This is a genomic window from Teichococcus deserti (assembly GCF_001982615.1).
Taxonomy (GTDB): Bacteria; Pseudomonadota; Alphaproteobacteria; order Acetobacterales; family Acetobacteraceae; genus Pseudoroseomonas; species Pseudoroseomonas deserti.
On record NZ_MLCO01000061.1, the window covers coordinates 1 to 25,384 of the forward strand.

Annotated in this window: 21 protein-coding genes and 1 tRNA gene; 9 read left to right on the forward strand and 13 right to left on the reverse strand. The window is 71.5% G+C overall.

The features are described from left to right. On the reverse strand, positions 1–692 hold a 692-nt coding region (locus BKE38_RS07925; RefSeq protein WP_242662271.1), incomplete at its 3' end, for an efflux RND transporter periplasmic adaptor subunit. A gap of 126 nt (positions 693–818) precedes the next feature. Between BKE38_RS07925 and BKE38_RS07930 the strand changes: the two genes are divergently transcribed. Continuing rightward, complete coding sequence (locus BKE38_RS07930) at positions 819–1,364, forward strand: TetR/AcrR family transcriptional regulator (RefSeq protein ID WP_076956787.1); 546 nt, start codon at positions 819–821, stop codon at positions 1,362–1,364. 86 nt (positions 1,365–1,450) lie between these two features. Further along, positions 1,451–2,263, forward strand: a complete 813-nt coding sequence (locus BKE38_RS07935; protein ID WP_076956788.1) for an SDR family NAD(P)-dependent oxidoreductase — start codon at positions 1,451–1,453, stop codon at positions 2,261–2,263. On the opposite strand, the gene BKE38_RS07940 is transcribed toward BKE38_RS07935, so the two are convergent. The 3 genes from BKE38_RS07940 to BKE38_RS07950 form a co-directional block, all read right to left on the reverse strand. After that, positions 2,250–3,185, reverse strand: a complete 936-nt coding sequence (locus BKE38_RS07940; RefSeq protein ID WP_076956789.1) for a CobW family GTP-binding protein — start codon at positions 3,183–3,185, stop codon at positions 2,250–2,252. The genes BKE38_RS07935 and BKE38_RS07940 overlap by 14 nt on opposite strands. A gap of 2 nt (positions 3,186–3,187) precedes the next feature. Continuing rightward, positions 3,188–4,675 (reverse strand): amidohydrolase family protein, encoded by a 1,488-nt coding sequence (locus tag BKE38_RS07945; RefSeq protein ID WP_076956790.1) that lies wholly within the window; start codon positions 4,673–4,675, stop codon positions 3,188–3,190. A 275-nt stretch (positions 4,676–4,950) separates the two neighbouring features. Continuing rightward, positions 4,951–5,604: a metal-dependent hydrolase gene (locus tag BKE38_RS07950; RefSeq protein WP_242662272.1), complete on the reverse strand. Its 654-nt coding sequence runs from the start codon at positions 5,602–5,604 to the stop codon at positions 4,951–4,953. Between the two features lie 157 nt (positions 5,605–5,761). Between BKE38_RS07950 and BKE38_RS07955 the strand changes: the two genes are divergently transcribed. Next, positions 5,762–6,448: a DsbA family oxidoreductase gene (locus BKE38_RS07955; protein ID WP_242662273.1), complete on the forward strand. Its 687-nt coding sequence runs from the start codon at positions 5,762–5,764 to the stop codon at positions 6,446–6,448. Positions 6,449–6,455: 7 nt separating this feature from the next. Here the strand turns inward: BKE38_RS07955 and mfd are convergent, their stop codons facing one another. Further along, positions 6,456–9,926: a transcription-repair coupling factor gene (gene mfd / locus BKE38_RS07960; protein WP_242662274.1), complete on the reverse strand. Its 3,471-nt coding sequence runs from the start codon at positions 9,924–9,926 to the stop codon at positions 6,456–6,458. Beyond that, on the reverse strand, positions 9,923–10,237 hold the full coding sequence (locus BKE38_RS07965; protein ID WP_076956793.1) for a succinate dehydrogenase assembly factor 2: 315 nt from the start codon (positions 10,235–10,237) through the stop codon (positions 9,923–9,925). Before BKE38_RS07965 ends, mfd begins: the two co-directional genes overlap by 4 nt. A gap of 35 nt (positions 10,238–10,272) precedes the next feature. Here BKE38_RS07965 and recG point away from each other — a divergent pair, with 35 nt between their 5' ends. The 6 genes from recG (at position 10,273) to BKE38_RS07995 (ending at position 17,435) form a co-directional block, all read left to right on the forward strand. Then, positions 10,273–12,357 (forward strand): ATP-dependent DNA helicase RecG, encoded by a 2,085-nt coding sequence (gene recG, locus BKE38_RS07970; protein ID WP_076956794.1) that lies wholly within the window; start codon positions 10,273–10,275, stop codon positions 12,355–12,357. Positions 12,358–12,498: 141 nt separating this feature from the next. Beyond that, the gene (locus tag BKE38_RS07975; protein WP_076956795.1) at positions 12,499–13,227 is read left to right on the forward strand and encodes an ABC transporter ATP-binding protein; all 729 of its coding nucleotides are present in this window, start codon (positions 12,499–12,501) and stop codon (positions 13,225–13,227) included. Further along, positions 13,227–13,958, forward strand: coding sequence for an ABC transporter permease (locus tag BKE38_RS07980; protein ID WP_076956796.1), 732 nt, complete (start codon positions 13,227–13,229; stop codon positions 13,956–13,958). The genes BKE38_RS07975 and BKE38_RS07980 overlap by 1 nt, the downstream gene beginning before the upstream one ends. Positions 13,959–13,961: 3 nt before the next feature. After that, on the forward strand, positions 13,962–15,905 hold the full coding sequence (locus BKE38_RS07985) for a Gldg family protein (RefSeq protein WP_076956797.1): 1,944 nt from the start codon (positions 13,962–13,964) through the stop codon (positions 15,903–15,905). A 16-nt stretch (positions 15,906–15,921) separates the two neighbouring features. Next, positions 15,922–16,992, forward strand: a complete 1,071-nt coding sequence (locus tag BKE38_RS07990; protein WP_076956798.1) for a DUF4340 domain-containing protein — start codon at positions 15,922–15,924, stop codon at positions 16,990–16,992. Next, entirely contained in the window at positions 16,989–17,435 is a 447-nt protein-coding gene (locus tag BKE38_RS07995; RefSeq protein ID WP_076956799.1) for an NUDIX hydrolase, read from the forward strand. Before BKE38_RS07990 ends, BKE38_RS07995 begins: the two co-directional genes overlap by 4 nt. Here BKE38_RS07995 and msrP read toward each other — a convergent pair. From msrP to gyrA, 7 genes are all read right to left on the reverse strand, one after another. After that, positions 17,426–18,373: a protein-methionine-sulfoxide reductase catalytic subunit MsrP gene (gene msrP, locus BKE38_RS08000; RefSeq protein WP_076956808.1), complete on the reverse strand. Its 948-nt coding sequence runs from the start codon at positions 18,371–18,373 to the stop codon at positions 17,426–17,428. The genes BKE38_RS07995 and msrP overlap by 10 nt on opposite strands. A gap of 130 nt (positions 18,374–18,503) precedes the next feature. Continuing rightward, positions 18,504–19,955 (reverse strand): glycosyltransferase family 39 protein, encoded by a 1,452-nt coding sequence (locus BKE38_RS08005; protein WP_076956800.1) that lies wholly within the window; start codon positions 19,953–19,955, stop codon positions 18,504–18,506. Beyond that, on the reverse strand, positions 19,955–21,058 hold the full coding sequence (locus BKE38_RS08010) for a glycosyltransferase (RefSeq protein WP_076956801.1): 1,104 nt from the start codon (positions 21,056–21,058) through the stop codon (positions 19,955–19,957). The genes BKE38_RS08005 and BKE38_RS08010 overlap by 1 nt, the downstream gene beginning before the upstream one ends. Positions 21,059–21,155: 97 nt before the next feature. Further along, positions 21,156–21,228, reverse strand: a tRNA-Lys gene (locus BKE38_RS08015). Between the two features lie 104 nt (positions 21,229–21,332). Beyond that, positions 21,333–21,908: a peptidylprolyl isomerase gene (locus BKE38_RS08020; protein ID WP_076956802.1), complete on the reverse strand. Its 576-nt coding sequence runs from the start codon at positions 21,906–21,908 to the stop codon at positions 21,333–21,335. Positions 21,909–21,915: 7 nt separating this feature from the next. After that, on the reverse strand, positions 21,916–22,440 hold the full coding sequence (coaD, locus tag BKE38_RS08025) for a pantetheine-phosphate adenylyltransferase (RefSeq protein WP_076956803.1): 525 nt from the start codon (positions 22,438–22,440) through the stop codon (positions 21,916–21,918). A 77-nt stretch (positions 22,441–22,517) separates the two neighbouring features. Further along, positions 22,518–25,241, reverse strand: coding sequence for a DNA gyrase subunit A (gene gyrA, locus BKE38_RS08030; RefSeq protein ID WP_242662278.1), 2,724 nt, complete (start codon positions 25,239–25,241; stop codon positions 22,518–22,520). Positions 25,242–25,384 lie beyond the last annotated feature (143 nt).

The window sequence follows — 25,384 nt, forward strand, 5'->3', positions numbered from 1 at the left end:
GGCGCCGCGGCGCCATCCAGCAGCACCTCAGCCGGCAGGTCGGCCGCCCCTGCCCCCAGCGCCGCCAGGTCGGCGGCGTTGAAGGCGAAGCTGACATGCACCGGGTCGAGCTGGGTGATGCGGGTCAGCAGGGACGTGTCGCCGGTGCCGATCAGGCTGCCTTCCGGCACCGCCTCCAGGCTGGTGACGCCGGAGATCGGCGCGGTCACCGTGGTGTAGCTCAGCTCCAGCCGGGCGCTGCCCAGGCGGGCACGGGCGGCGGCCAGCTGCGCCTCGGCCTGGGCCAGCGCCGAGACGGCATCGTCGCGGTCGCGCTGGGTGCCGACGGCGGCGCGTGCCAGGGCGGCGGTGCGGGCCTGGTCGCGGCGGGCGCGCTCAAGCCCGGCCTCCGCCTCCTGCAGTTGCGCCGCTGCCAGGTCGACGGCGGCCTGGTAGGTCGCCGGGTCGATGCGGAACAGCACATCGCCTTCCCGCACCGCTGCGCCCTCCTCATAGGCGCGCTGCAGCAGGATGCCGCCGACTCGGGCGCGCACCTCGGTCTGACGGAAGGCGGTGACGCGGCCGCCATAGTCGAGCAGCAGCGGCGTCGGCTGCGGCTGCACTGCCACCACGCCGACCCTGGGCGACGAAGGCGCGGCTTCGGGGGGTGCCGCCGCCTCGCCGCAGGCGGCCAGCAGCAGGAGCAGGGACAAGGAGCGGCGGCGTGGCATGATGGTCACCAAAGTTCGGGGCGCGACGGCCCGGCAGCGCTTGCCAGGCCGGAGCGACCAGGCATATAAATCCATACGGACGTATTTGAACTAGGTCAAGGAGGCTGCATGGGCCGACCGCCATCGATCGACCGCGACCGGGTGCTGGACATCGTCGAAGCCATCCTGCTGAAGGAGGGCACTGGCGGGTTGACGATCGACGCTGTCGCCAAGGCCGCCGGCATTTCCAAGGGCGGGGTGCAGTCGCGCTTCGGCACCAAGGGCGACCTGATCCGCATGCTGGAGGCGCGCTGGTCGCGCGAATACGATGCCGAGATCGCGGCGATCGCCGGCCCCTCGCCCAGCCCGATCGAGGCCGTGCGCGCGCATATCGATGTCTCGCTCGACCTGGACGAGGCCGATCAGGCGCGTGCCGCCGGCATGGTGGCGGCGCTGATCGATGCGCGCGACCACATCACCAATGCCAAGGCCTGGTATCAGCAGCGCTTCGGCGGGTTGGACCGGCAGACGGCGGAGGGCCGGCGCGCCTGGCTGGTGCTGATGGCCACCGAAGGCGCCTTCCTGCTGCGCGCCTTCGGCTGCATCGAGCCCTCGGAGGCGGAGATGCGCGACCTGATCGCCGACCTGCAGGCCTTGGTCGAGGGCCGGCTGTAGCGCGGCCGGCGCGCCGCGCTGCGTGACTGGACGCCGGCATTCCTGGGTGGCTACAGCCGGCGACACCCAGGCGAAAGGATCCGACGATGCAGGCTCTCTCTTCCGGAAATCTGGCGGTGGTGACGGGGGCCGCCGGCGGCATCGGCCTGGCGGTCGCGCAGCGGCTGGCGGCGCGCGGCATGCGGCTCGCGCTGATCGACCGCGCGCCGCAGATCGACGAGATCGCGCGCCGCCTGGGTGTCGAGGCCGCCGGCTGGAGCCTGGACGTCGCCGACCGCGCGGCGGTGGAGCGCGCCGCCGCCGAGATCCATGCCCGTTTCGGCCCGGTCTCGCTGCTGATGAACAACGCCGCCATCCATGGCGGGGCGGACGCCCTGGCCTCGCCTTCCATCTGGGACGATGTCATCGGCATCAACCTGATGGGCGTGCTGCACGGGGTGCAGGCCTTCGTGCCGGCGATGCTGGAGGGCGACCGGCCGGGGGTGGTGATCAACACCGGCTCGAAGCAGGGCATCACCCAGCCGCCCGGCAACACCGCCTACAACGTCGCCAAGGCGGGGGTGAAGGCGCTGACTGAGGGCCTGGCGCACAGTCTGCGCGAAACGGCGGGCGACCGCATCACCGCGCATCTGCTGATCCCGGGCTTCACCCATACCGGCATGACCGGCGTCGCCGAGAAGCCAGCCGGCGCCTGGACCGCGGGCCAGGTCGCCGACTTCATGCTCGAGCGCATCGAGGCTGGCGACTTCTACATCCTCTGCCCCGACAACGACGTGACGCGCGCGATCGACGAGAAGCGCATGGCCTGGGCCATGGGCGACATCATCGAGAACCGCCCTGCCCTGTCGCGCTGGCATCCCGACCACAAGGACGCCTTCGCTGCCTTCATGAGGGGCTGAGCACAGCGCAGCCTTCCATCGCCGCCGCAATCTCGGCCGGGGACAGCGGGCCGAGCTCGGCGATGAAGACGATGCGGGCGCGCGGCTGGCCCGGATCTCGCTGCGTGTCGACCGGCGCCAGCGTCGCCCGCCCCCCCGCCAGCTGGAACAGGAAGACCTTCCCCGGCTGGTCGGCGGGCTCAAAAAAACCCTTGGCGCGGGCGAGGCGCGGGGCGAGCCGGCCGATCGCCGCCTGCAGCTTCGGCAGCGACAGCGGCGCCTCGGCGGTCCAGCTCAGCGTCTCGAAGCGGTCGGCATGCGGGCGGCGGCGCGGCGTCTCGCGCGGCGGTCGCGTCGGATCCTCGGGCAGCACCAGCGTCAGCGGCACGGCGCCGCCCGGCGCCTCGACCTGCAGCGCCGTCGGGTGCCGCGCCTTCAACGCCGCCTTGAAGCCCTCCAGCGTGCCGGGCGCGGCCAGGTCCGTCTTGCTCAGCGCCACCACATCCGCCATGCGCAGCTGGGCGCGCAGCAGCGGATCCTCGAGCGAGGCCAGTGGCGCCGCGGCATCGACGACGCAGAGCACCGTCTCCAAAGGTGCCGCGCGCCAGATCACCGGGTCCATCAGGTTGCGGACGATGTCGCCGGGCTCGGCAACCCCGCTGGTCTCGATGACGATGGCCTCTGGCCGGGGCTCGCGCCGCAGCAGCGTCGCGATGGTGCGCAGCAGGTCGCCTTCCAGCGTGCAGCAGATACAGCCATTGGCCAGGCTGACCACGCCGTCGCTGGCGCCGGCGATCAGCTCGGCATCGATGTTGATCGCGCCGAAGTCGTTGACCACGGCGGCGATCCGGCGGCCCTCGGCATGCGCCAGGACATGGTTCACCACCGTGGTCTTGCCCGCGCCCAGGAACCCCGTGACCAGCAGGACCGGAACCGGGGTCATGCTCAGGCGATCGACGGCCGGCGCACGGCCCTGCCCGGGCGGGCGTCGACATCCATCACGCCGCCCGAGATCACCGGCGTGCCGCTGACGATCAGGTGGCGCACGCCTTCCGAGGGACGGTTCATGGCCGTGAATTCGGCGCGGTCGGTCAGCGTCTCGTAGTCGAAGGCGACGATGTCGGCGTCCGCCCCGACCGCCAGCCGGCCCTTGCCCAGCATCGCCGGGGTGCTGGCCTCCAGGATCTGCGCCGGGATCAGCGAGCATTTGCGGAGGCCCTCGGCCAGCGAGATCGCCTGCCGCTCGCGCACCCAGTGGCGGATGAAACGGGTGAAGCAGCCGGCCGAACGCGGATGCGAGGTGGCCTCGGCCGGCAGCGGCCAGGCGTCGCCGGTATAGGTGCTGCCATCCGGCATGCTCCAGGGCATGGCGTCGGAGGCGATGGCGCCGTCCGGATAGAGCACGGCCATGTCCAGCAGCTCGCGGTGCCGAGCGTTGTTGTCGGTGTCGAGCACGTGCCACAGCACCAGCTGCGACGGGTCCTCGGCCTGGGCGGAGAGCAGCTCGGCGCGGTCGCGGAAGCGGTGGCCGTCGGTGACGCGCTGCACCGAATCATAGCCCAGCCCGTTGCGATCCTCGAAGTTGGGGTCGCTGAAGAAGGCGGCCGCCAACACGGTCGAGCCGGTGCCGTAGGGATAGGCCTCGACGGTGATGTTCAGCCCCTTCGCTTGGGCGTTGCGCACCAGCTCGTAGCAGCGCGCGATGTCGGTCTTGCTGGAGCTGTTGAAGTGGCAGATGTGCATATGCGCGCCCGTCGCGGCGGCATAGCCGATCAGGCGGATATAGGCCTCGGCCGCGGATTGCGGGTCGATCTTCGCCATATAGGCGACATGGGTGAAGGTGGGGACCTGGCGCTCGGCCGCCAGCTTGCAGACCTCGATCAGCTCCTGCACGCCGGCGCCGGGCGCATAGGCGTTGAGGATGCCGATGCCGATGCCGCCCTCGTTCAGCCCCTGGGCCAGGCGGTCGATGATGCCGGCCTGCTCGACATCGGTCGCGATGTTGTCCATCCAGCGCTTGTCGCGCATGGCGCGGCCGAAGGCCTCCAGCGAGGATTCCTCGTTGGTGCCGACCATGGCGCCGATGCGGGCGAAGGCCCAGTTGGTGGCGGCGCCGTAGTTCAGGATGCGGCCCTGCTCCGCCTGGCGGCGATACCAGGAGCCCACCGGCAGCACGCCGGCCTCAAGGTCCAGCGTCGTGGTGATGCCGTCGAAGGCCTGCATGCGGTCGGCCGGGATCGACTGGCCATGCGCATGCAGGTCGATGAAGCCGGGGGCGACGACCAGGCCAGCGGCATCGATCACGCGCTCCGCCTCGCCGAGATGGGTGCCGATGGCGGCGATGCGCCCGTCCTGGACGACGATGTCGGCGACGGCATCCGTCCCGCTCGCCGGATCCACCACGCGTCCGCCGCTGATCAACAAGGCACCCATGCCGCCTCTCCTCCCCTGCCAGGACATCGACGGTGCCGGGGGATGCCCCCGGCCGCCGAGCGGCGCAGTAGAGGCGCATTCGCCCAAGGCCGCAATGCCGCGGCCGGCAGAGAGTCCGCCGCCCCAGCCCTGCCCCAGCCCCACCTGCCCAGGATCGCGGCAGCCGCCACCGAAAGCGGCGCCCTGGTCGCGCAGCATCGCCCGGGAATCACCGTCACGCCGAGCGCGGATGGCGAAGCGCAGCCGGAGCTTGGCCGCGCAGCGACCGGTCGCTGCTACCGCACGCTCGCCGTGACATGGCGGGCCAGCAGCACCTCGCCCGACTGGCGCAGCTGCCTCCAGGCGGCGGCCGCGTCGGGGGCGCGCGGCGGCATCTCGGCCGCGGCGCCGGGCGGGCAGATCGAGGGTATGCTCGGGCCCAGCACGCGGCAGATGCCGGTCGCCCGCAGCCGGGCGCCCAGATCCGGCCGTGCCGGCGTGCTGCCCCAGGCCCAGGACAGCACCAGCGCCACCACCAGCGGCTCGAAGGGCGAGCCGGTGCGGCAGAGCGGCAGGGCATAGGTGCCGCGCAAGGGCCAGGCCAGGCGAAGCCCGCCCGGGGTCAGCAGGTCGGCCGCCAGGTGCGACAGGTAGCCGACAACCAGCGGCGCGCTGATCGCCAGCGGCACTTCCTGGCGCAGCATCAGAAAGACACAGGCGGCGACGGCCAGCAGCGAATGCGTCATGCCGCGATGGCCGAAGACGGCGCCCAGCAGGGTGGAAATCGGGCGCAGCCGCTTGCCCATCCAGGATTTCGGATGGTCGATGTCGGGCAGCAGCGCGCCGCAGACCGCCAGCCCCAGCATGGCAGGGTCGAGGGCCGGCAGGCCCAGCCGCGGCGCCGCGGCGAACCAGGCCGCCGCGCCCAGCGCGATATGCGAGCCGGCCATCATCGCGGGGCGGCAGACCTTTCCTTTAGGAAGATTCCTTTCAATTAGGAGTCAAGAACACTTCCTACAAGCCTGATTCGCCACGATTCAACAAGGACAGCGTCAGAAAAGCGCCACGGGGCTGCGGCGGGGCGGCTTCTGTCCTATGCTGCCGGCCGTGAACCTGATTTCGCCGCCCCGTCCCCATCTGGAGATCGAAGTGGTCTTCGATCTGGTCTGCCCCTGGTGCTTCCTCGGCACGAGGCGGCTGCGGCGCGCCCTGGAGCGGCGGCCGGAGCTGCTGGCCGACCTGCGCTGGCGGCCCTTCCTGCTGAACCCTGACCTCGGCACCGGCGGGGTGCATCGGCAGGACTACATGGCGCGGAAATTCGGCGGCGAGGAGCGGGCGCGGCGGCTGCACGCCACCATGACCGAGCTCGGCCTCGCCGAGGGTATCCTGTTCAGGTTCGACCGGATCCAGCGCATCCCGGCCTCGGTCGACGCGCACCGGCTGGTGCGGCATGCCGCGCAGCACGGCGTGGCCGACCAGCTGGTCGACGCGCTGTTCGTCGCGCATTTCTGCGAAGGCGCCGATATCGGCAGCCACGACACGCTGGCGATGCTGGCTGGCGAGTTCGGGCTTGAGCGCCGCGGCACGCTGCGCTTCCTGGCCAGCGGGCTGGAAAGCGACGCGGTGCATGCCGAGAACCTGCGCGCGCACCGCCTGGGCATCAATGGCGTGCCCTGCTTCGTCATGGCCGGGCCGCATGGCCAGACCTCGGGCCATGCCATCGCCGGCGCGCAGGAGCCCGAGGTGCTGGAACGGCTGATCGACGTGGCGATCGCCGAGGCGACCGAGTTCTAGCCCCCGGTCACCCCTTCTTCGCTTTCGCCGCCAGCTTGGCCAGCGACGCCAGCATGTCCTTGGCGGCGCGCACGCGGACCGGCAGGTCCATCTCCCGCACCATGGCCAGCTTGTGGTCGGGGCGCAGCTTCACCAGCCCCTTCTGCGCGCTGACCCAGGTCACCAGCCCCTCGGCATTGTCGAAGCGGTTCTGCCGGAAGCCGACCACGATGCCTTTCGGCCCGGCATCCAGCTTCTCGACGCCGGCCTGGCGGCAGAGATGCTTGATCGAGACCACCTGCAGCAGGTTCTCGACCTCGGCCGGCAGCGGGCCGAAGCGGTCGGCGAGCTCGGCCGCCATGGCCTCCACCTCCGCCTCGCCGACCAGCCCGCCGATGCGGCGATAGAGGCCGAGGCGCACCGGCAGGTCGGTGACGTAGTTCTCCGGGATCAGCACCGGCAGGCCGAGATTGATCTGCGGCGTCCAGTCGCGGTCGGAGGCCGCGTCGCGCTTGCCCTGCCCGGCCTTGATGTTGGCCACCGCCTCCTCGAGCATCTGCTGGTAGAGCTCGATGCCGACCTCGCGGATATGGCCCGACTGCTCGTCGCCCAGCAGGTTGCCGGCGCCGCGGATGTCGAGGTCGTGGCTGGCCAGCGTGAAGCCGGCGCCGAGATTGTCCAGCGTCTGCATCACCGCCAGCCGCTTCTCCGCCGAGGCCGAGAGGCGCTGCGTCGCCGGCCAGGTCAGATAGGCATAGCCGCGCTGCTTGCCGCGGCCGACGCGGCCGCGCAGCTGGTAGAGCTGCGACAGGCCGAACATGTCGGCGCGGTAGATGATCAGCGTGTTCACCGCCGGCATGTCGAGCCCGCTCTCGACGATATTGGTGGCCAGCAGGATGTCGTGCTTGCCGTCGCCGAACTCGGTCATGATGCGCTCGAGCTCGACCGGCGTCAGCCTGCCATGCGCCTGGGCGATGCGCGCCTCGGGCACGATCTCGGCCAGCCGCGCCGCCATCTTCGGCAGGTCCTCCAGCCGCGGGCAGACGCAGAAGATCTGGCCACCACGGAAGCGCTCGCGCTGGATCGCCTCGCGGATCACCACGGTGTCGAAGGGCATGATGAAGGTGCGCACCGCCAGCCGGTCGACGGGCGGCGTCGCGATGACGCTCATCTCGCGCACCCCGGTCAGCGCCAGCTGCAGGGTGCGCGGGATCGGCGTCGCGGTCAGCGTCAGCACATGGACATCGGCCTTCAGCGACTTCAGCCGCTCCTTGTGGGCGACGCCGAAATGCTGCTCCTCGTCGACGATGACCAGGCCGAGATCGGCGAAGTCGATGCCCTTGGCCAGCAGCGCATGGGTGCCGACGACGATGTTGATGGTGCCGTCCGCGAGTCCTGCCTTGACCTGCGCCGCCTCCTTGGCGGTGACCATGCGCGACAGCTGCGCGACCTTGATCGGCAGGCCCTCGAAGCGGGCGGTGAAGGTGCGGTGGTGCTGGCGCGACAGCAGCGTGGTCGGCACCACGACGGCCACCTGGGCGCCCGACATGGCGACGACGAAAGCGGCGCGCAGCGCCACCTCGGTCTTGCCGAAGCCGACATCGCCGCAGATCAGCCGGTCCATCGGCCGGCCGGCGGCCAGGTCCTCCAGCGTGTCGCCGATGGCGCGCAGCTGGTCGTCGGTCTCGGCGAAGGGGAAGCGGGCGCTGAACTCGTCCCAGGCGCCTTCCGGCGGCGTCACCAGCGGCGCCTCCTTGACCCGGCGCTCGGCGGCGATGCGGATCAGCTGGCCGGCCATGTCGGCGATGCGCTGCTTGGCCTTCGCCTTGCGGCTCTGCCAGGCGGTGCCGCCCAGCTTGTCCAGCGTGGCGCCGGCGCTCTCGCTGCCGAAGCGCGACAGCAGCTCGATGTTCTCGACCGGCAGGAACAGCTTGTCGCCGCCGTCATAGATCAGCCGCAGGCAGTCATGCGGCGCGCCATTGACCTCGATGGTCTCCAGGCGATCGTAGCGGCCGATGCCATGGTCCTGGTGCACCACCAGGTCGCCCTCGGCGATCTCAGTGGCGTCGGCGATGAACTGGTCGGCGCGCTTGCGGCGGCGTGGCGGGCGGGCAATGCGCTCGCCCAGCAGGTCCTGTTCGCTGGTCAGCGCGATGGCGGCGCTGGCCTTCGACCCGCCCTCCGCGGCAGGTCCGGTGAAGCCGCGCTCGACGCCATAGATCGCCAGCGCCACGGTGCCGGCGGGTAGCTTGCGGGCGGCGGCCCAGTCCTCGATGGTCTGGGCGGGAACCCCGTTCTCGCGCAGCAGATTGCCCAGCCGCTCGCGCGAGCCGCGGGTCCAGGCGGCGACCACCGGCCGCAGCCCGGCCTTGGCCTGCACCTCGGCCTGCTCCCGATAGGCGGCGAAGACGTTGTGGCCGGCGGTGCGCACCTCGTTGTAGAGGCGTCCCGGCCGGCCGCCGGCCTCGAGCCCTTCGGCGCCATCCGGCTTCGGAAAGGGGCTGAAGGCCAGCAGCGGCCCGGCCGCCAGCATCGCCGCCCAGTCGCGGCCGTTCAGGTAGAGCCGGCCGGGGGGCACCGGGCGATACGGCACCTCGCCTTCCCGCGTCACGCCGCGGCGGGCCTGGTAGTGGTCCTCGATCATCTCGAGGCGGGCCTGCAGCGCGTCGTCCGCCTGGTGGTCCAGGCTGACCGAGGCGCTGTTCAGATAGTCCAGCAGCGTCGCCATGCCGTCGTGGAACAGCGCGGCGTAATGCTCCATCCCCGGATGCCGGCGGCCGGCGGAGACCGAGACATAGAGCGGGTCCTCGGCCGCGGCATTGCCGAACAGGTCGCGATAGCCGCTGCGGAAGCGGGCGATCGAGGCCTCGTCGAGGAAGATCTCGCCGACCGGGCGCAGCCAGAGCTCCTTCAGCGCCTCGCCGCTGCGCTGGCTCTCGGTGGAGAAGCGGCGCAGGCTCTCGATCTCGTCGCCGAAGAAGTCGAGCCGCACCGGCTCGGCCTCGCCGGAGGGGTAGAGGTCGATGATGCCGCCGCGCAGCGAGTATTCGCCGGGCTCCATCACGGTCGCCACCCGGTTGTAGCCATTGGCGTCGAGGAATCCGGCCAGCTTCTCCGTGCCGATGCGGCCGCCGCGCTTCAGCGCCAGGCTGGCGTCGCGGAAGACCTCGGGCTTCGGCACCCGCTGCACCAGGGCGTTGACCGTGGTCAGCAGGATGCGCGGCCGGTCGCCCTTCTCCAGCAGCCGGGTCAGGGTGGCGACGCGCTCGGCCACCAGCTCGGCATGCGGCGAGACGCGGTCATAGGGCAGGCAGTCCCAGGCCGGGAAGCGCAGCACCTCCATCTCCGGCGCGAAGAAGGCCAGCCCCTCCTGCATGCGGGCCATGCGCGCATCGTCGCGGCAGACATGCAGGACGGTGTCCTTCGATTCGGCCCGCCGCCGCGTCAGCAGCAGCGCGTCGAAGCCTTCCGGGGCGCCATGGACGGTGAGCTGCGTCATGCGCGCCGCGCCGCCTCCGGCACGCCGGCGCCAGGCCTGGAGCATTCCTCGGCCATCCGGGCCAGCATCGGCGTCGCGACCTCGGCCGGGATCGGCCGGCGGCCGGACAGCCAGTCGGCCAGGTCGACGTCGAGCAGCTCCAGCACCGCTTCCAGCTCGTCCAGCTCGGCCTCGCTGAAGCTGGCGATGTGCTTCGCCACGAAGCCGCCGACCATCAGGTCGGTCTCCTTGGTGCCGCGGTGGTGGGCGCGGTACATCAGCCGCCGGCGGCGGGGGGACAGCTCGGTCGCGTTATCATCGGGTTCGGTCATGGGCGGCGCCTCTCGCGGCTGGCATATAGAGGTGGATGGAAATCGTGTCAGCCCGAGAGGCCGAAATGGCAGATGAGGCGGCGCCGCTCTTCGCGCCGCTCGACAGCCTGACCCTGGCCGAGGAGAAGCGGAAGCGTCTGGCCCAGGCGGTCGAGGGCGGCCGGGTGATCGACCTGCTCTTCCACCTGCCGGAGCGCTACCAGGATCGCAGCAATGCGACGCCACGGGAAGGCGAGGTCGCCACCCTGCCCGTCCGCGTGCTCTCCGTCGTGCCGCCGCGCTCGCCGACCCAGCCCTGGGCGGTGCAATGCGACTCTGCCGAAGGCCCGGTGGACCTGATCTATTTCGGCCGCCGCTCCTGGCTGGGCGCCTGGCTGGGCCGCACCTATCCCGAGGGCGAGACGCGCCGGGTCTCGGGCAGGATGAAGCGCTTCCGCGATCTGTGGCAGATGGACGCGCCGGATTTCGTCGAGCCGCCGGACGCCATCCCATCCCTGCAGCCGATCTGGCCGCTGGTGAAGGGGCTGGCGCAGCGCGACGTCGGCCGCGCCATGGCGGATGCCGTCGACCGCCTGCCCCGCCTGCCCGAATGGCAGGACGCCACCCTGCTGGCCCGCCGCCGCTGGCGCGGCTTCGGCGAGTCGCTGCAGGCGATCCAGGCGCCCGAGGTCCTCCCCGACGACACGGCCCGCGACCGGCTGGCCTATGACGAGCTGCTGGCCGGGCAGCTGGCGGTGGGGCTGGTGCGGCGGACGGTGATGGAGCGGCCGGGCCGCGCGCTGCTCGGCGACGGGCGGCTGCGGCAGGCGGCGCTGGCGGCCTTCGGCCATCCGCCCACCTCGGCCCAGGTCAAGGCGCTGGCCGAGATCGACCACGACCTGGCGGCGCCGCGGCGGATGCTGCGGCTGCTGCAGGGCGATGTCGGCGCCGGCAAGACGCTGGTCGCCGTGCTGGCCATGCTGCGCGCCGTCGAGGGCGGCGCCCAGGCCGCCATCATGGCGCCGACCGAGCTGCTGGCCCGGCAACACCTGCGCACCTTCGAGAAGCTCTGCGGCGCGGCCGGCGTGCCCTGCGCCCTGCTGGCCGGCTCGGTGAAGGGCAAGGAACGGAAACGGGTCCTGGCCGGCCTCGCCGACGGCTCGATCCCGATCGTCATCGGCACCCATGCGCTGATCGAGGAGGGCGTTGCCTTCCGCGACCTGGGCCTGGCCGTGGTTGACGAGCAGCACCGCTTCGGTGTGGCGCAGCGCCTGGCGCTGACCGAGAAGGGCACCACCGACGTGCTGGTGATGACCGCGACGCCGATCCCGCGCACCCTCCTGCTGACCCAATGGGGCGAGATGGCGGTCAGCCGGCTGGAGGGCCGCCCGGCCGGCCGCCAGCCGATCGTCACCCGCATCGTCTCGCGCGAGCGGCGCGACGAACTGGCCGCCCGGCTGCGCGCCGCCTTCGCCCAGGGCCACCGCGCCTATTGGGTGGTGCGCGCGGTGGAGGAAGGCGAGCGGCACGACAACGTCGCGGCCGAGAGCACCTTCGCCGAGCTGGCGGCGATCTTCGGCGACAAGGTCCGCCTCGCCCATGGCGCCCAGAAGCTGGACGTGCGGGAGGCCGCGCTGCAGGACTTCGCCGCCGGCCGCGCCCAGCTGCTGGTCGCCACCACCGTGGTCGAGGTCGGCGTCGACGTGCCCGAGGCCACCATCATGATCATCGAGCAGGCCGAGCGCTTCGGCCTGGCCGCCCTGCACCAGCTGCGCGGGCGGGTCGGCCGCGGCCATGCCCAGTCCTTCTGCCTGCTGCTGCCCTCGGCCGAGCTGAACGAATCGGAGCAGCGGCGGCTGGCCGTGCTGCGCGAGACCCAGGACGGCTTCGTCATCGCCGATGCCGACCTCGATTATCGTGGCGGCGGCGATGCGCTGGGGCTGCGCCAGGCCGGGCGGCTGGGCCGGCGGCTGGCCGACCCGCAGCGCCATGCCGGGCTGATCCGCATGGCGCACCAGGATGCTTCCCTGCTGCTGGAGAAGGATCCGGACCTCGCCGCCACGCCGCGCGGACGGGCGGCGCGGCTGCTGCTCGCCATCTTCGGCCATGACCTGTCCCTCGCCCCGCTGGCGGCCGGCTGAGCCGGCCCTTCGCTGCACGGCCGGGCACGCCCCGCGCAAAAGTCCGAAACAGCGCCGGGGGTTGCAATGGCCCCGGTCGCGTATAAACCCGGTCGCGTATAAACCCGATGCCCGTCCGGAGCCTGCAGGGGGAGTGACCGGTTGTCCGCACTGATCGAGATCGACCGCCTGACCAAGCGTTTCGGCGGCTTCACCGCGGTTGACGACGTGTCCTTCAGCGTCGCCCGCGGCGAGGTGCTGGGCTTCCTCGGCCCGAACGGCGCCGGCAAGTCGACCACCATGAAGATGCTGGCGGGCTTCGTGACGCCTTCCGCCGGCACCGCGCGGATCTGCGGCCAGGACGTGGTCGACCGGCCGGTCGCCGCCAAGCGCCAGCTCGGCTACCTGCCGGAAGGCGCGCCGACCTATCCCGAGATGACGGTCGCGGGCTTCCTGGGCTTCGCCGCCCGGGTCCGCGGCTTCCGCGGGTCCGAGGCCACCGACCGGGTGGCGCGGGCCATGCAGCTGACCACGCTGGACGGCGTCCGGCTGCAGCCGATCGAGACGCTGTCCAAGGGCTTCAAGCGCCGCGTCGGCCTGGCCCAGTCGCTGCTGCACGACCCGCCGGTGCTGGTGCTCGACGAGCCGACCGACGGCCTGGACCCCAACCAGAAGCACGAGGTGCGGCGGCTGATCGAGCAGATGGCGCCCGCGAAGGCCATCGTCATCTCCACCCATATCCTGGAGGAGGTCTCGGCCATCTGCACGCGCGCCATCATCATCGCCCGCGGCAAGATCCTGGCCGATGCGACACCGGCCGAGCTGTCGCGGCGGGGCCCCTCGCTCGACGCGGTGTTCCGCGACCTGACCATGCCGAAGGACGCCGCCTGATGCGCGCAGCCCTGACCGTCGCGCGGCGCGAGCTGGCCGGCTATTTCGCCACCCCCGTCGCCTATGTCTTCATCGTCATCTTCCTGGTGATGTCGGGCGCGCTCACCTTCACGCTGGGCAATTTCTTCGGCCGCGGCACCGCCGACCTGCAGCCCTTCTTCGGCTTCGTGCCCTGGCTGTTCCTGTTCCTGGTCCCCGCCCTGACCATGCGGCTCTGGGCGGAGGAACGGCGCCTCGGCACCATCGAGCTGCTGCTGACCCTGCCGATCACCCAGGCCCAGGCGGTGCTGGGCAAGTTCCTGGCGGCCTGGGCTTTTTGTGCGATTGCCCTCGCCCTGACTTTCCCGCTGGTCATCACGGTCAACCTGCTGGGCAGGCCCGACAATGGCGTGATTGCCGCGGGCTATGCCGGCTGCCTGCTGACGGCGGGCGCCTATCTGGCGGTGGGCGCCGCCATCTCGGCACTGACCAAGAACCAGGTGATCGCCTTCGTCCTGGCCGTCGCGGTCTGCTTCCTCTTCGCCGCCGCCGGCAGCCCGGTGGTGACCGAGTTCCTCTCGGTGCGGGTGCCGGTGCTGGCGGAGCTCGCCCGCGGCATCTCCCTCAACGACCGGCTGGGCAATTTCGCCCGCGGCGTGCTGTCGCTGCGCGACCTGGTCTATTTCGCCAGCTTCATCGGCTTCTGGCTCTTCGCCAATGCCGTGGCCGTCGACCACCGGAAGGCGGACTGAGCCATGAGCCCCTCTCCCACGCCCCGCCGCGCGTCCAACCGGCTCCTCTATTCGATCGGCGGCCTCGGCGCCGCGCTGGTGCTGGCCGTCTCGGCCAATCTGCTGGCCGACCGGCTGCTGCCGCGGGTCCGCATCGACCTGACCGAGCAGCGGCTCTACACCCTGTCCGACGGCACCCGGCAGGTGCTGTCCGGCCTGCAGGACCCGATCACCCTCCGGCTGTTCTATTCCAGCCGCCTCGGCAGCAGCGTGCCCGTCTATGGCGCCTATGCCGACCGGGTGAAGGAGATGCTGCAGGAATATGCCGCCATGTCGGACGGCAAGCTGCGGCTGGAATATCTCGACCCCGAGCCCTTCAGCGAGACCGAGGACCGCGCCATGGCGCTGGGCATCCAGGGGGTGCCGGTCGACCAGTCGGGCGAGCAGGTCTATTTCGGCCTGGCCGGCAGCAACCTGCTCGATGACGAGCGGGTGCTGCCCTTCTTCCAGCCGGACCGCGAGCGCTTCCTCGAATACGACCTGACCCGGCTGGTCTACGAACTGTCCAACCCGCGCCGTGCCGTCGTCGGCATGCTCAGCGCGCTGCCGATCAACGGCGACCCGCGGGCGATGATGATGCGCGTCCCCGGCGCCGGGCAGCCTTTCGTCGTCGCCAACCAGCTGCGCCAGTTCTTCACCCTGCGTGACGTGGCGGCCGACGCCCAGGTGATCCCGTCGGAAATGCAGGTGCTGATCGTGGCGCAGCCGCAGGGCCTGCCCGACACCACCCTCTATGCCATCGACCAGTTCGTCATGCGGGGCGGCAAGCTCTTCGTCATGACCGACCCGCATAGCGAGAGCCAGGCCAGCCGCCCCGGTCCCACCGGCCAGCCGCCGGCGGAGACCTCCTCCAACCTCGACCGGCTGCTGAATGCCTGGGGCATCGAGACGCCGACCGACAAGGTGGTGCTGGACCAGCGCGGCGCCTGGCGGGTGCGCGCCAATCCACAGGACCGTCTGCAGGCGGTCGACTACCTCGCCTGGTTCAATGCGACCGACGACTCGCTGGCGCGCGGCGACGTGGCGACGGCCGACCTGCAGCAGGTCACCTTCGCCTCGGCCGGCCAGGTGCGGCTGCGCGCCGGCGCCGGCATCGAGCTCACCCCGCTGGTCACCAGCAGCGACCGCGCCATGCTGGTCGATGCCACAAAGGTGCGGCAGAACCCGAACCCGGCGCAGCTGCTGGCCGGCTTCCGCGGCGACGGCAACCGCTATGTGCTGATGGCGCGCGCCCGCGGCATCCTGAAGACCGCCTTCCCCGAAGGCGCGCCCGCCCTGCCCGCCGGCACCGAGCGCCCGGCCGATTTCCCGGCGCATACCGCGCAGAGCGACGGCCCGGCCAATCTGGTGATCGCCAATGACAGCGACATCCTGGAGGACCGCTTCTGGGTCCGGGTGCAGGATTTCTTCGGCCAGCAGGTGGCGACGCCGCTCAGCGACAATGGCGCGCTGGTGGCGAACCTGACCGACACGCTGGCCGGCGGCGACGCGCTGATCGGGCTGCGCTCGCGCGGCGAATCGCTGCGGCCCTTCGGCCTGGTCGAGGACATGCGCCGCAGCGCCGAGGCGCAGTACCGCCAGACCGAGCAGGCGCTGACCCAGCGGCTGGAGGCGACCGAGCGCCGCCTGCGCGAGCTGCGCCAGGGCACCGCTGCCCCGGGCGAGCGCAACCAGAACCAGACGGTCATCACGCCGGAGCAGCGCGCCGAGATCGACAAGGCCCGCGCCGAGATCGTCGCGACACGCGGTCAGCTGCGCGGCGTGCAGCTGGAGCTGCGGCGTGACATCGAGGCGCTGGAGCGCAGTCTGCGCATCCTGAACATCGCCGCGGTGCCGGCGCTGCTGACGCTCTTCGCGCTGGGCCTGGCGGTGGTGCGCAACCGCCGCCGCGCCGCGGCGCGCGCCTGAGGCCGAGGGAAAGACGATGGAACGCCGTACCCTCCTGATCCTCGGCGGCAGCGCCGTGGTCGCCGGCGGCGCCGTGCTGGCGCTTGGCCCGGGCGGGCCGAAGCCGGCCGATACCGGCTCGGCGCCGCTGATGTTCCAGAACCTGGCAGGGCGGCTGGCCGGCGCCATGCGGATCGAGGTGAAGCGCCACGATGCCAGCCTGGCCGTCGCCCGCAGCCAGGGCGATGCCTGGGTGCTGCCGGAGACCGCCAACTATCCGGTCCGCGCCGAGAAGGTGCGGGAACTGCTGGTCGGGCTGACCGAGCTGCGGCTGGTCGAGCCGCGCACCGCCAATCCCGAGCTGCTGGAGCGGCTCGGGCTGCAGGATCCGACGGCGGCGGGCTCCACCGCCTCGCTGCTGCGGGTGCTGGACGGCACCGGCGCGCCGATCGCCGAGCTGGTGGTCGGCCGCCGCCGCGTTCGCACCCAGGGCAACCTGCCTGAAAGCGTCTATGTCCGCCGCCCGGGCGAGACGCAGTCCTGGCTGGCCGAGGGAAGGCTGCCGCTGGATGCCGATGCGCAGCTCTGGATCGACCGCGACATCGCCAACCTGCCGCGCGAGCGGGTGCTGAACGTCGCCATCCGCCGGGCCGGCGAGGCACCGCTGGCGCTGACCCGCAGCGACGGGCCGGATGGCCGGCTGCAGATGACGCAGCCGGCCGAGCATCCGCCGCTGGAGCAGGCCGCACTCGACGCCATCGCCGGCGCCTTCGAGTTCCTGACGCTCACCGACGTGCAGCGCGAGGCCGACATGCCCGGCGAGGCGCTGGGCGAGGCGCGCTTCACCCTGACCGACAAGCTGGCCATCACCGTCCAGGTGAAGCGGCATGAGGAAGCGGTCTGGCTGAAGCTGGTCGCCGAGGGCGATGCCGAGGCGGAGCGCTTCAACACCCGCTGGCGTGGCTGGGCCTATCAGGTCGGTGCCTGGAAGCAGAAGGCCTTCGTGCCGACGCTGGCCGAGCTGCGCATGGCCGAAGCGCCGGCCGCCGCGCCCGCGGGCCCGGCGGCGCCCGAGACCCCTGCCCCGGCAGCCCCCGCCAGCCCGTGAGCGCCGGAAGAGAATATCCGGACCGCCCCTGGGTGGGGATCGGCGTCGTCGCCCTGCGCGGCGACGACGTGCTGCTGGTGAAGCGCGGCCGGCCGCCGAGGCAGGGCGAATGGTCGATCCCCGGCGGCGCCCAGCAGCTGGGCGAGACCGCCGAGGAGGCCGCCCGCCGCGAGCTGCGCGAGGAGGCCGGCATCGAGGTCGGCCCGCTCTCGCTCGCCGTGGTGGTGGATGCGCTGAACCGGGACGAGGCCGGCCGCCTCCGCTTCCACTACACGATCATCGACTTCGCCGGGGAATGGCTGTCCGGCGAGCCGGCAGCCGCCGACGATGTCGACGACGCCCGCTGGTTCTCGCCGGCGGAACTGGCAGAACTGCCGCTCTGGCCCGAGGCGCTGCGGGCCATCGCCGAGGCCCGCCGCCAGATCCGGCTGCATCAGGCGTAGAGCCGCTCGCCCTGAAGGCCGGTGTAGAGCCCGGCGACGAACTCGCCATAGCCGTTGAACAGCTTGGTCGGCACACGCTCGTTGCTGCCGAGCAGCCGCTCGCTGGCCTGGCTCCAGCGCGGATGTGGCACCTCCGGGTTCACATTGGCCCAGAAGCCGTACTCGGCCTCCTGCAGCTTCTCCCAGTAGCCGACCGGGCGCTGCTCGACGAAGCGGATGCGGCTGATCGACTTGCTGCTCTTGAAGCCGTATTTCCAGGGAAACAGGATGCGCATCGGCCCGCCATTCTGCGCCGGCACCGGCTTGCCGAACAGGCCGACGGCCATGAAGCAGAGCTCGTTGTTGGCCTCGGCGATGGTGCAGCCGTCGCTATAGGGCCAAGGATACCAGCTCTGCCGCAGCCCGGGCATGGTGGCGCGGTCGGCCAACGTCTCGAAGACCACGTATTTCGCGCTGCCCAGGGGTGCCGCGATCTTCATCAGCTGCGCGACAGGGAAACCGGTCCAGGGCGCGGTCATCGCCCAGGCCTCGACGCAGCGGTGCCGCAGCACCCGCTCCTCCAGGGTGACCTGCTTCAGCAGCCCGTCCAGGTCGAGCTCCATCGGCTTCTCGACCAATCCCTCGATCTTCACCGTCCAGGGCTTCATCGGCAAGCGCTGCGCCGCGGCCGAGATGCTCTTGCTGCTGCCGAACTCGTAGTAGTTGTTGTAGCTGGTGACGTCGCGCTCCGGCGAGAGGTCGCGGCCGGGGACGAAGCGGTCGTTGCGGGCGGCGGACATGGCACCCTGGGCCAGGGCTGCTGTCGCTGGCAGGCCCAGAGCGCCGCCGATCAGCCCGCCCAGGCCGAGCTGCAGCCCGCGCCTCCGGCCGAGCACCAGATGCTCCGGTGACGCCGCGGATTCCGGCAGTTCCCAGCCGCGTGGAATGCGGATCGGCATGGCCTCGCTCTCCCTGATCGCCCGCTGCATGTGGGGCGGCGCCGGCTTCCGGCCAGTCCCCGGCAGCATACATCCGGTCTCGGCGGGTTACGACGCGTATCGGGTGTCGGAAGGTTTCAGGCGCCTCGGATCAGCGACGCGCCGGCAGCAGGACCAGCGGCGGGTCCCCGGCGGCGACGGTCACGTCATGCAGGCGATAGCGCTCGGCCTCGATGCCATGGCGGGCGCGGGCGACGACGCCGATCTCGGCCGCGCCCGGCCAGAGCGGGGCGCCATCGCGGCGCTCGCTGCGCACCAGCAGGCCGCGGGCGCCATCCGCCGGGCGCGACAGGGCGAACAGATCCCAGCGGTCGCCCAGCGCCACCACCTTCGTGCCGGGCGGCAGGTGCAGCGCCAGGATGCTGGCCAGGCCGTATTCCTCGGCGGCGATGAAGCCAGCGCCGCGGGCCTGCCGCTCGGCCTCCAGCGCGGTGGCGAATGCCGGCCAGCCGCCGAGCCGCGCCAGCGTCGGGTCGTGGCGACGCGCCAGCGGCAGCGGCGCGAAGGCGGCCTGGACCAGCACCAGCAGGGTCAGCGCCAGGCCCAGCGCAGCGCCGGGGCGGTACCAGCGCTGCCAGCGCGGCCCCAGGCAGGCCGCCGCGGCGATGCAGGCCGAGGGATAGAGGATGGCGGGCCAATTGCCCTGCACCCGGCTGCCGGTCGCCTGCCAGAGGAAGAGCAGCGCTGCCGGCAGCGTCATCACCACCAGCAGCCCCGCCCCGGCATCCCGCCCGCGCCACCACGACCGGCAGGCGGCCACGGTGCCGGCGACGCAGAGGACGAAGATGATGGGGGTGGCGAGGCCGGCCTGGCCGCCGACCAGCTCGCCGAGATAGCGCAGCGCGGTGCCGCTGCCCTGGCTGCCGGCGCGGCCGCCCTGCTTGGCGAAGCTGGCCCAGCCATGCAGCGCGTTCCACAGGATGACCGGGCTGAAGACCAGCACCGCCAGCGCCCCGCCTGCCCAGAGTCGCCAATCCAGGAACCAACGGCGCGCGGCAGGCTCGGCCAGCAGCCAGAGCAGGACGCCGAGGCCCAGCAGCGCCGCGGTGTATTTCGACAGGAGCGAAAGCCCGGCGAGCACGCCGAAGGCCAGCCACCAGCGCCCATCCTGGCTGGCCTGCAGCCGGGCCAGCGCCCAGAGCGCGGCCGACCAGAACACCAGCAGCGGCGTGTCCGGCGTCATCAGCACGGCGCCGGCGCCGAAGAGCAGCGTGGCGTTCAACAGGGCCGCCGACCAAAGGCCGGCGCGGCGGCCGGGAAACAGCCGCTCCGCCGCATCGGCCAGCAGCAGCGAGGCCAGGCCGACGCCGATCGGCCCGAGCAGCCGCAGCCCCAGCGCAGTGTCGCCGGCCAGCGCGCTGCCCAGCGCCGTCCACAGCGCCACCATCGGCGGGTGGTCGTAGTAGCTGAGCGCCAGCGCCCGGCCCCAGACCCAGTAATAGGCTTCGTCCGGTGCGGGCGGCAGGACAGCGGCGGCGGCCAGGCGCAGCAGGGTCAGGCCCAGCAGCGCCAGCAGCCAGGGAGGGGTCAGGCCCATGCGCATCAGCGGGCGCGCCAGACCAGCGTTGCCGAGACGGCGTAGTTCCAGACCACCGTCAGCAGCGCGCCGGCCGCGCCCGCGGCACCCCAGCTGGCGAGCTCGTCGCGCAGCAGCAGGCCGGCGACGCCGACATTGGCGGCCACGCCCACGCCGCAGACCAGGTAGAACAGCGCCAGCCCGCGCCACAGCGCCGGTCCGCGCAGCCGGACGTCGCTGTAGGTCAGCCGGTTGTTCAGCCAGAAATTGGCGGTCATGGCGACGAAGCTGGCCAGCCACTGCGCCGCGTGGAAGCCGAGCGGCTTCAGCACCACGGCCAGGATCGCCAGATGCACGAGCACGCCGACGGCGCCCACCGCGGCGAAGGCCAGGAAGCGCAGCGGCAGCAGCCCGCCGGAGGCCTTGTCCAGGAGCAGCGCCAGGAAGTCGAGCAGCACCGTCGCATCCAGCTTCGACTCGCCGGCCTGGCGGGCGCGGAAGCTGTAGGGCAGCTCCGCCACCCGCAGCCGCGCCTTGGCCGAGAGCAGGATGTCGAGCAGGATCTTGAAGCCGCGCCCGGTCAGCTTCGGTGCGGTGTCCTCCACCAGGCTGCGCCTCAGCATGAAGAAGCCGCTCATCGGATCGGCGACGCGGACGCGGAGGAACAGCTGCGCCAGGGCGATGCCGCCGTCGCTGATGCGCTGCCGCCAGGCGGAGAAGCCCTCCGAGGAGGCGCCGCCATCGACATGCCGGCTGCCCACCGCGACATCGGCGCCCCCCGCCTGCAGCAGCTGCAGCATGCGCGGCAGCAGGGTCTCGTCATGCTGCAGGTCACCGTCGATCACCGCGACATAGTCTGCGGAGGAGGCCAGCATGCCCTCGACGCAGGCCGAGGACAGGCCGCGCCGGCCGACGCGGCGGATGCAGCGGATGCGCGGGTCGCGGGCCGCGATCTCACGGGCCACGCGGGTGGTGCCATCCGGACTGTTGTCGTCGACGAAGATGGCTTCCCAGGCGATGCCCTGCAGCGTCGCCTCGAGACGCGCCACCATGGGCGCGACATTGGCCGCCTCGTTGTAGCAGGGGACGACGACGGTCAGGACGGGAGGGGTATGGGCCGGGGGCGACATCGCGCCCGTGCTTAGCGCCAGTTCGCGCCGCGTGCCAGCAACGGAACGCAACCCGCGGCGTGGCTGCTCGCGCTGCTGCTCATGACCGGGGGGAAAATGTGCCCGCAGGGACTCGAACCCTGGACCCCAAGATTAAAAGTCTCGTGCTCTACCGGCTGAGCTACGGGCACAGAGGGGTGGACGGCAGAAACAAGGTCACGCCGCCGCTGTCAAGGGGCGCAGCATCCCCGGACGGGTGCGGGGCCCGGCATCCCTGCCGGGCCCCGCCGCCGCGTCAGGCCGGGACGTCGGCCGCGATCTGCGCCTTCACCAGGCGGTCCGGCTCGCGGACCATGCCGCTGCCGCCGGCGCCGCGCTTGATCTTGTCGACGAACTCCATGCCCGAGGTCACCTGGCCCCAGATGGTGTACTGGCCGTCCAGGCTTGGGGCGGGCGCGAACATGATGAAGAACTGGCTGTTGGCGCTGTTGGGATTCGCCGTGCGGGCCATGCCGCAGATGCCGCGCAGGTAGCGCGCCTTGGCCGGCGGGCTGAACTCGGCGGGAAGGTCGGGCAGCTGGCTGCCGCCGGTGCCGGTGCCGGTCGGGTCGCCGCCCTGGGCCATGAAGCCCTCGATCACGCGGTGGAACGGCGTGCCGTTGTAGAAGCCCTGGCGCACCAGGGTCTTGATCCGCTCGACATGCTGCGGCGCCAGGTCCGGGCGCAGCTTGATGACGACGCGCCCGTCCTTCAGGTCGAAGAACAGGGTGTTCTCGCGGTCGTCCTGCGCCGCGGCTTCGTTGGTGGTGGCTTCGGTCATCATGATCCCCGTAGCGGCAAAAGTGCTGGCGAGCAGGGTGCGGCGATTCATACCCTTGTCACTCCCCTGGATTGGGCTGCCGCACCCTGGACAGGGTGCGGTCACGCGTCAGGCGCGGCACGAAGCTGGTGATGTCACCGCCGAGCCGCGCAATCTCCTTCACAAAGCGCGAAGAGATGAAGTGGTTCCCTTCGCTGGCCATCAGGAAGACCAGCTCGATCTCCGGATCGAGCCGGCGGTTCAGCCCGGCCATCTGGAACTCGTAGTCGAAATCGGTGACCGCGCGCAGGCCGCGCACGATCACGCTGGCGCCAACCTCACGGGCGAAGCCGACCAGCAGCCCCTCGAAGGGGACCACCTCGATCTGGCAGCCGGTGCTGCCGGCGATGGCCTGGGTCTCGGCGATCACCAGCTCGACACGCTCCTCCAGCGGGAAGAGCGGGCCCTTGCCCGGGCTCATCGCGACGCCCACCACCAGCCTGTCCAGGATGCGGGCGGCGCGGTGGATGATGTCGAGATGCCCGTTGGTCACCGGGTCGAAGGTGCCCGGATAGACCCCGCTGCGCAGCCGGTGCTCGGCCATTCACGCCTCTCCCTGCTCGGCGTCCTGCATGCCATGCGCGCGGCCCGGCGGCCAGGGCTGCCGGACCACGCCGCGGCTCACTGGCCGCCGGCCTCCTCGGCGCCGTCCCCGGCCGGGCCGCTGTCAGCCTCGGGGGCCGGGTCCTGGTCGGCGCCCTGCTCCTCGACGACGGTGAAGCAGGAGGTCACCCGCTCCTTGTCGTTCAGCCGCAGCATGGTCACGCCCATGGCGCCACGGCCGGTCAGCCGCACCTGGTCGGAGGGCAGGCGGATCAGCCGGCCATTGTCGGTGACCAGCATGACATCGTCGCCGGCGCGCACCGGGAAGGTGGCGACCACCTCGCGGCCGGTGCGCTTGGTCAGGTTGATGTTGACGATGCCCTGACCGCCGCGCCCGGTGACGCGGTACTCGTAGGCCGAGCTCCGCTTGCCGAAGCCGCCATCGGTGACGGTCAGCAGGATCTCTTCCTGCTCCTCCAGCTCGGCGAAGCGCTCCGGCGTCAGCACGGCGGCCGCGGCCTCCTCCTCGCCCTCTTCCGGCGCGGCGACCTCGAGCTCGACCTCCCCATTCTCCTCGCCGGCGCGGCGCTTCACCGCGGCCTGGCGCAGATAGCCGGCGCGATCCTCGACACCCGCATCGACATGGCGCAGCACCGAGAGGGCGATGACCTCGTCCGGCTTGGACAGGCGGATGCCGCGCACGCCGGTCGAGTCACGCCCGGCAAAGACGCGCAGGGTGTCAAGATCGGCCACGAAGCGAATGGCGCGGCCGGCGCGCGTCGCCAGCAGCACGTCGTCGCCCTCGCGGCAGGTGGAGACGCCGATCAGGCTGTCGCCCTCGTCCAGCTTCATGGCGATCAGGCCGGAGGCGCGGACATTCTTGAAGTCGGACAGTCGGTTGCGGCGGACATTGCCCTGCGCGGTCGCGAAGACCAGATGCAGGTTCTCCCACATCGACTCGTCCTGCGGCAGCGGCAGCACGGCGGTGACGCCCTCGGCCTCCTGCAGCTGCAGCAGCTGTCGCAGGCTGCGGCCGCGGGCGGTGGGTCCCGCCTCCGGCAGCTTCCAGACCTTCTCGCGGAAGGCCATGCCGCGGCTGGTGAAGAACAGCACCCATTGATGCGTGTGCGCGTTGAAGCTGCGCACCACGACGTCGTCCTGCCGCGTGCCGGCGGCGCTGCGGCCGCGGCCGCCGCGGTTCTGCGCGCGGAAGACCTCGAGCGGCGTGCGCTTCACATAGCCGTCGCGGGTCAGGGTGACGACCATCAGCCCCGGCTCGACCAGGCTTTCGTCGTCCTGGTCGGCCAGGCCGTCGACGATCTCGGACAAACGGGGATTGGCGATGGCGGCGCGGACGGCGCGCAGCTCCTCGCCCATCAGCTCCAGCCGGCGCGGGCGGGAGGAGAGGATCTCCAGCAGCTCGCGGATGCGGCCGGCGACCTCGTCCAGCTCGGCATTGATCTTGTCGCGCTCGAGGCCGGTCAGGCGCTGCAGGCGCAGCTCCAGGATGCCGCGGGCCTGGGCCTCGGTCAGCTTCACCGTCTCGTTGACGACGATGTTGCCGGCATCGTCGACCAGCTCGAGCAGCGGGCCGACATCGGCGATCGGCCAGTCGCGCTCCATCAGCTGGGCGCGGGCGGTGGCCGCATCCGGGCTCTCGCGGATCAGCCGGATCACCTCGTCGATATTGGCCACCGCGATGGCCAGGCCCACCAGCAGGTGGCCGCGGTCGCGCGCCTTGTTCAGGCGGAAGCGCGAACGGCGGAGGATCACCTCCTCGCGGAAGTCGATGAAGGCCAGCAGCGCCTGGCGCAGCCCCATCTGCTGCGGCCGGCCCTGATGCAGCGCCAGGAAGTTGACCGCGAAGGAGGTCTGCAGGTTGGTGTAGCGATAGAGGTGGTTCAGCACCACCTCCGGCGTCGCGTCCTTCTTCAGCTCGATGACGATGCGCAGGCCGGAACGGTCGCTCTCGTCGCGCAGGTCGCTGATGCCCTCGAGCTGCTTGCTGCGCACCAGGTCGGCGATGCGCTCGATCAGCGCCGCCTTGTTGACTTGGTAAGGGATCTCGGTGACGGCGATCAGGCTGCGGCCGCCGCGCATCTCCTCGATCTCGGCCCGCGCCCGCAGCACGACGCTGCCGCGGCCGGTCTCGAAGGCCGAGCGGATGCCGGCGCGGCCCAGGATCAGCGCCCCGGTCGGGAAGTCCGGCCCAGGGATGATCTGCATGAGTTCTTCGAGCGTCGCCTCCGGATTGGCGATCAGCGCCAGGGTGGCGTCGATCACCTCGCCCGGATTGTGCGGCGGGATGTTGGTGGCCATGCCGACGGCGATGCCATTGGCGCCGTTGACCAGCAGGTTGGGGAAGGCGGCCGGCAGCACCGCCGGCTCCTCGGCGCTCTCGTCGTAGTTCGGGTTGAACTCGACGGTGTCCTCGTCGATGCCCTCCAGCAGGGCAACGGCGGACTTGGCCAGGCGCGCCTCGGTGTAGCGCATCGCCGCCGGGGGATCGCCGTCCATCGAGCCGAAATTGCCCTGGCCGTCGATCAGCGGCACGCGCAGCGAGAAGGTCTGCGCCATGCGGACCATGGCGTCGTAGATCGCGCTGTCGCCATGCGGGTGATATTTACCCATGACGTCGCCGACGACGCGGGCCGACTTCTTGTAGGGCTTGTCGGCGGTGAAGCCGTTCTCCTGCATGGAGAAGAGGATGCGGCGATGCACCGGCTTCAGGCCGTCGCGCACATCCGGCAGGGCGCGGGCGACAATGACGCTCATCGCATAGTCGAGGTAGGAGCGGCGCATCTCCTCCTCGAGCGCGATCGGCAGCGTGCCCTCGGGCGGAATATGGCCGGCCGGCCCGGTGCCGTTGTTCCCGGTGCCGTTGTCGCTCTCGCTCACGCGGTCATCCCATGCAGTAGACGGCCAGCGGGACAGCGCCCGCCGCC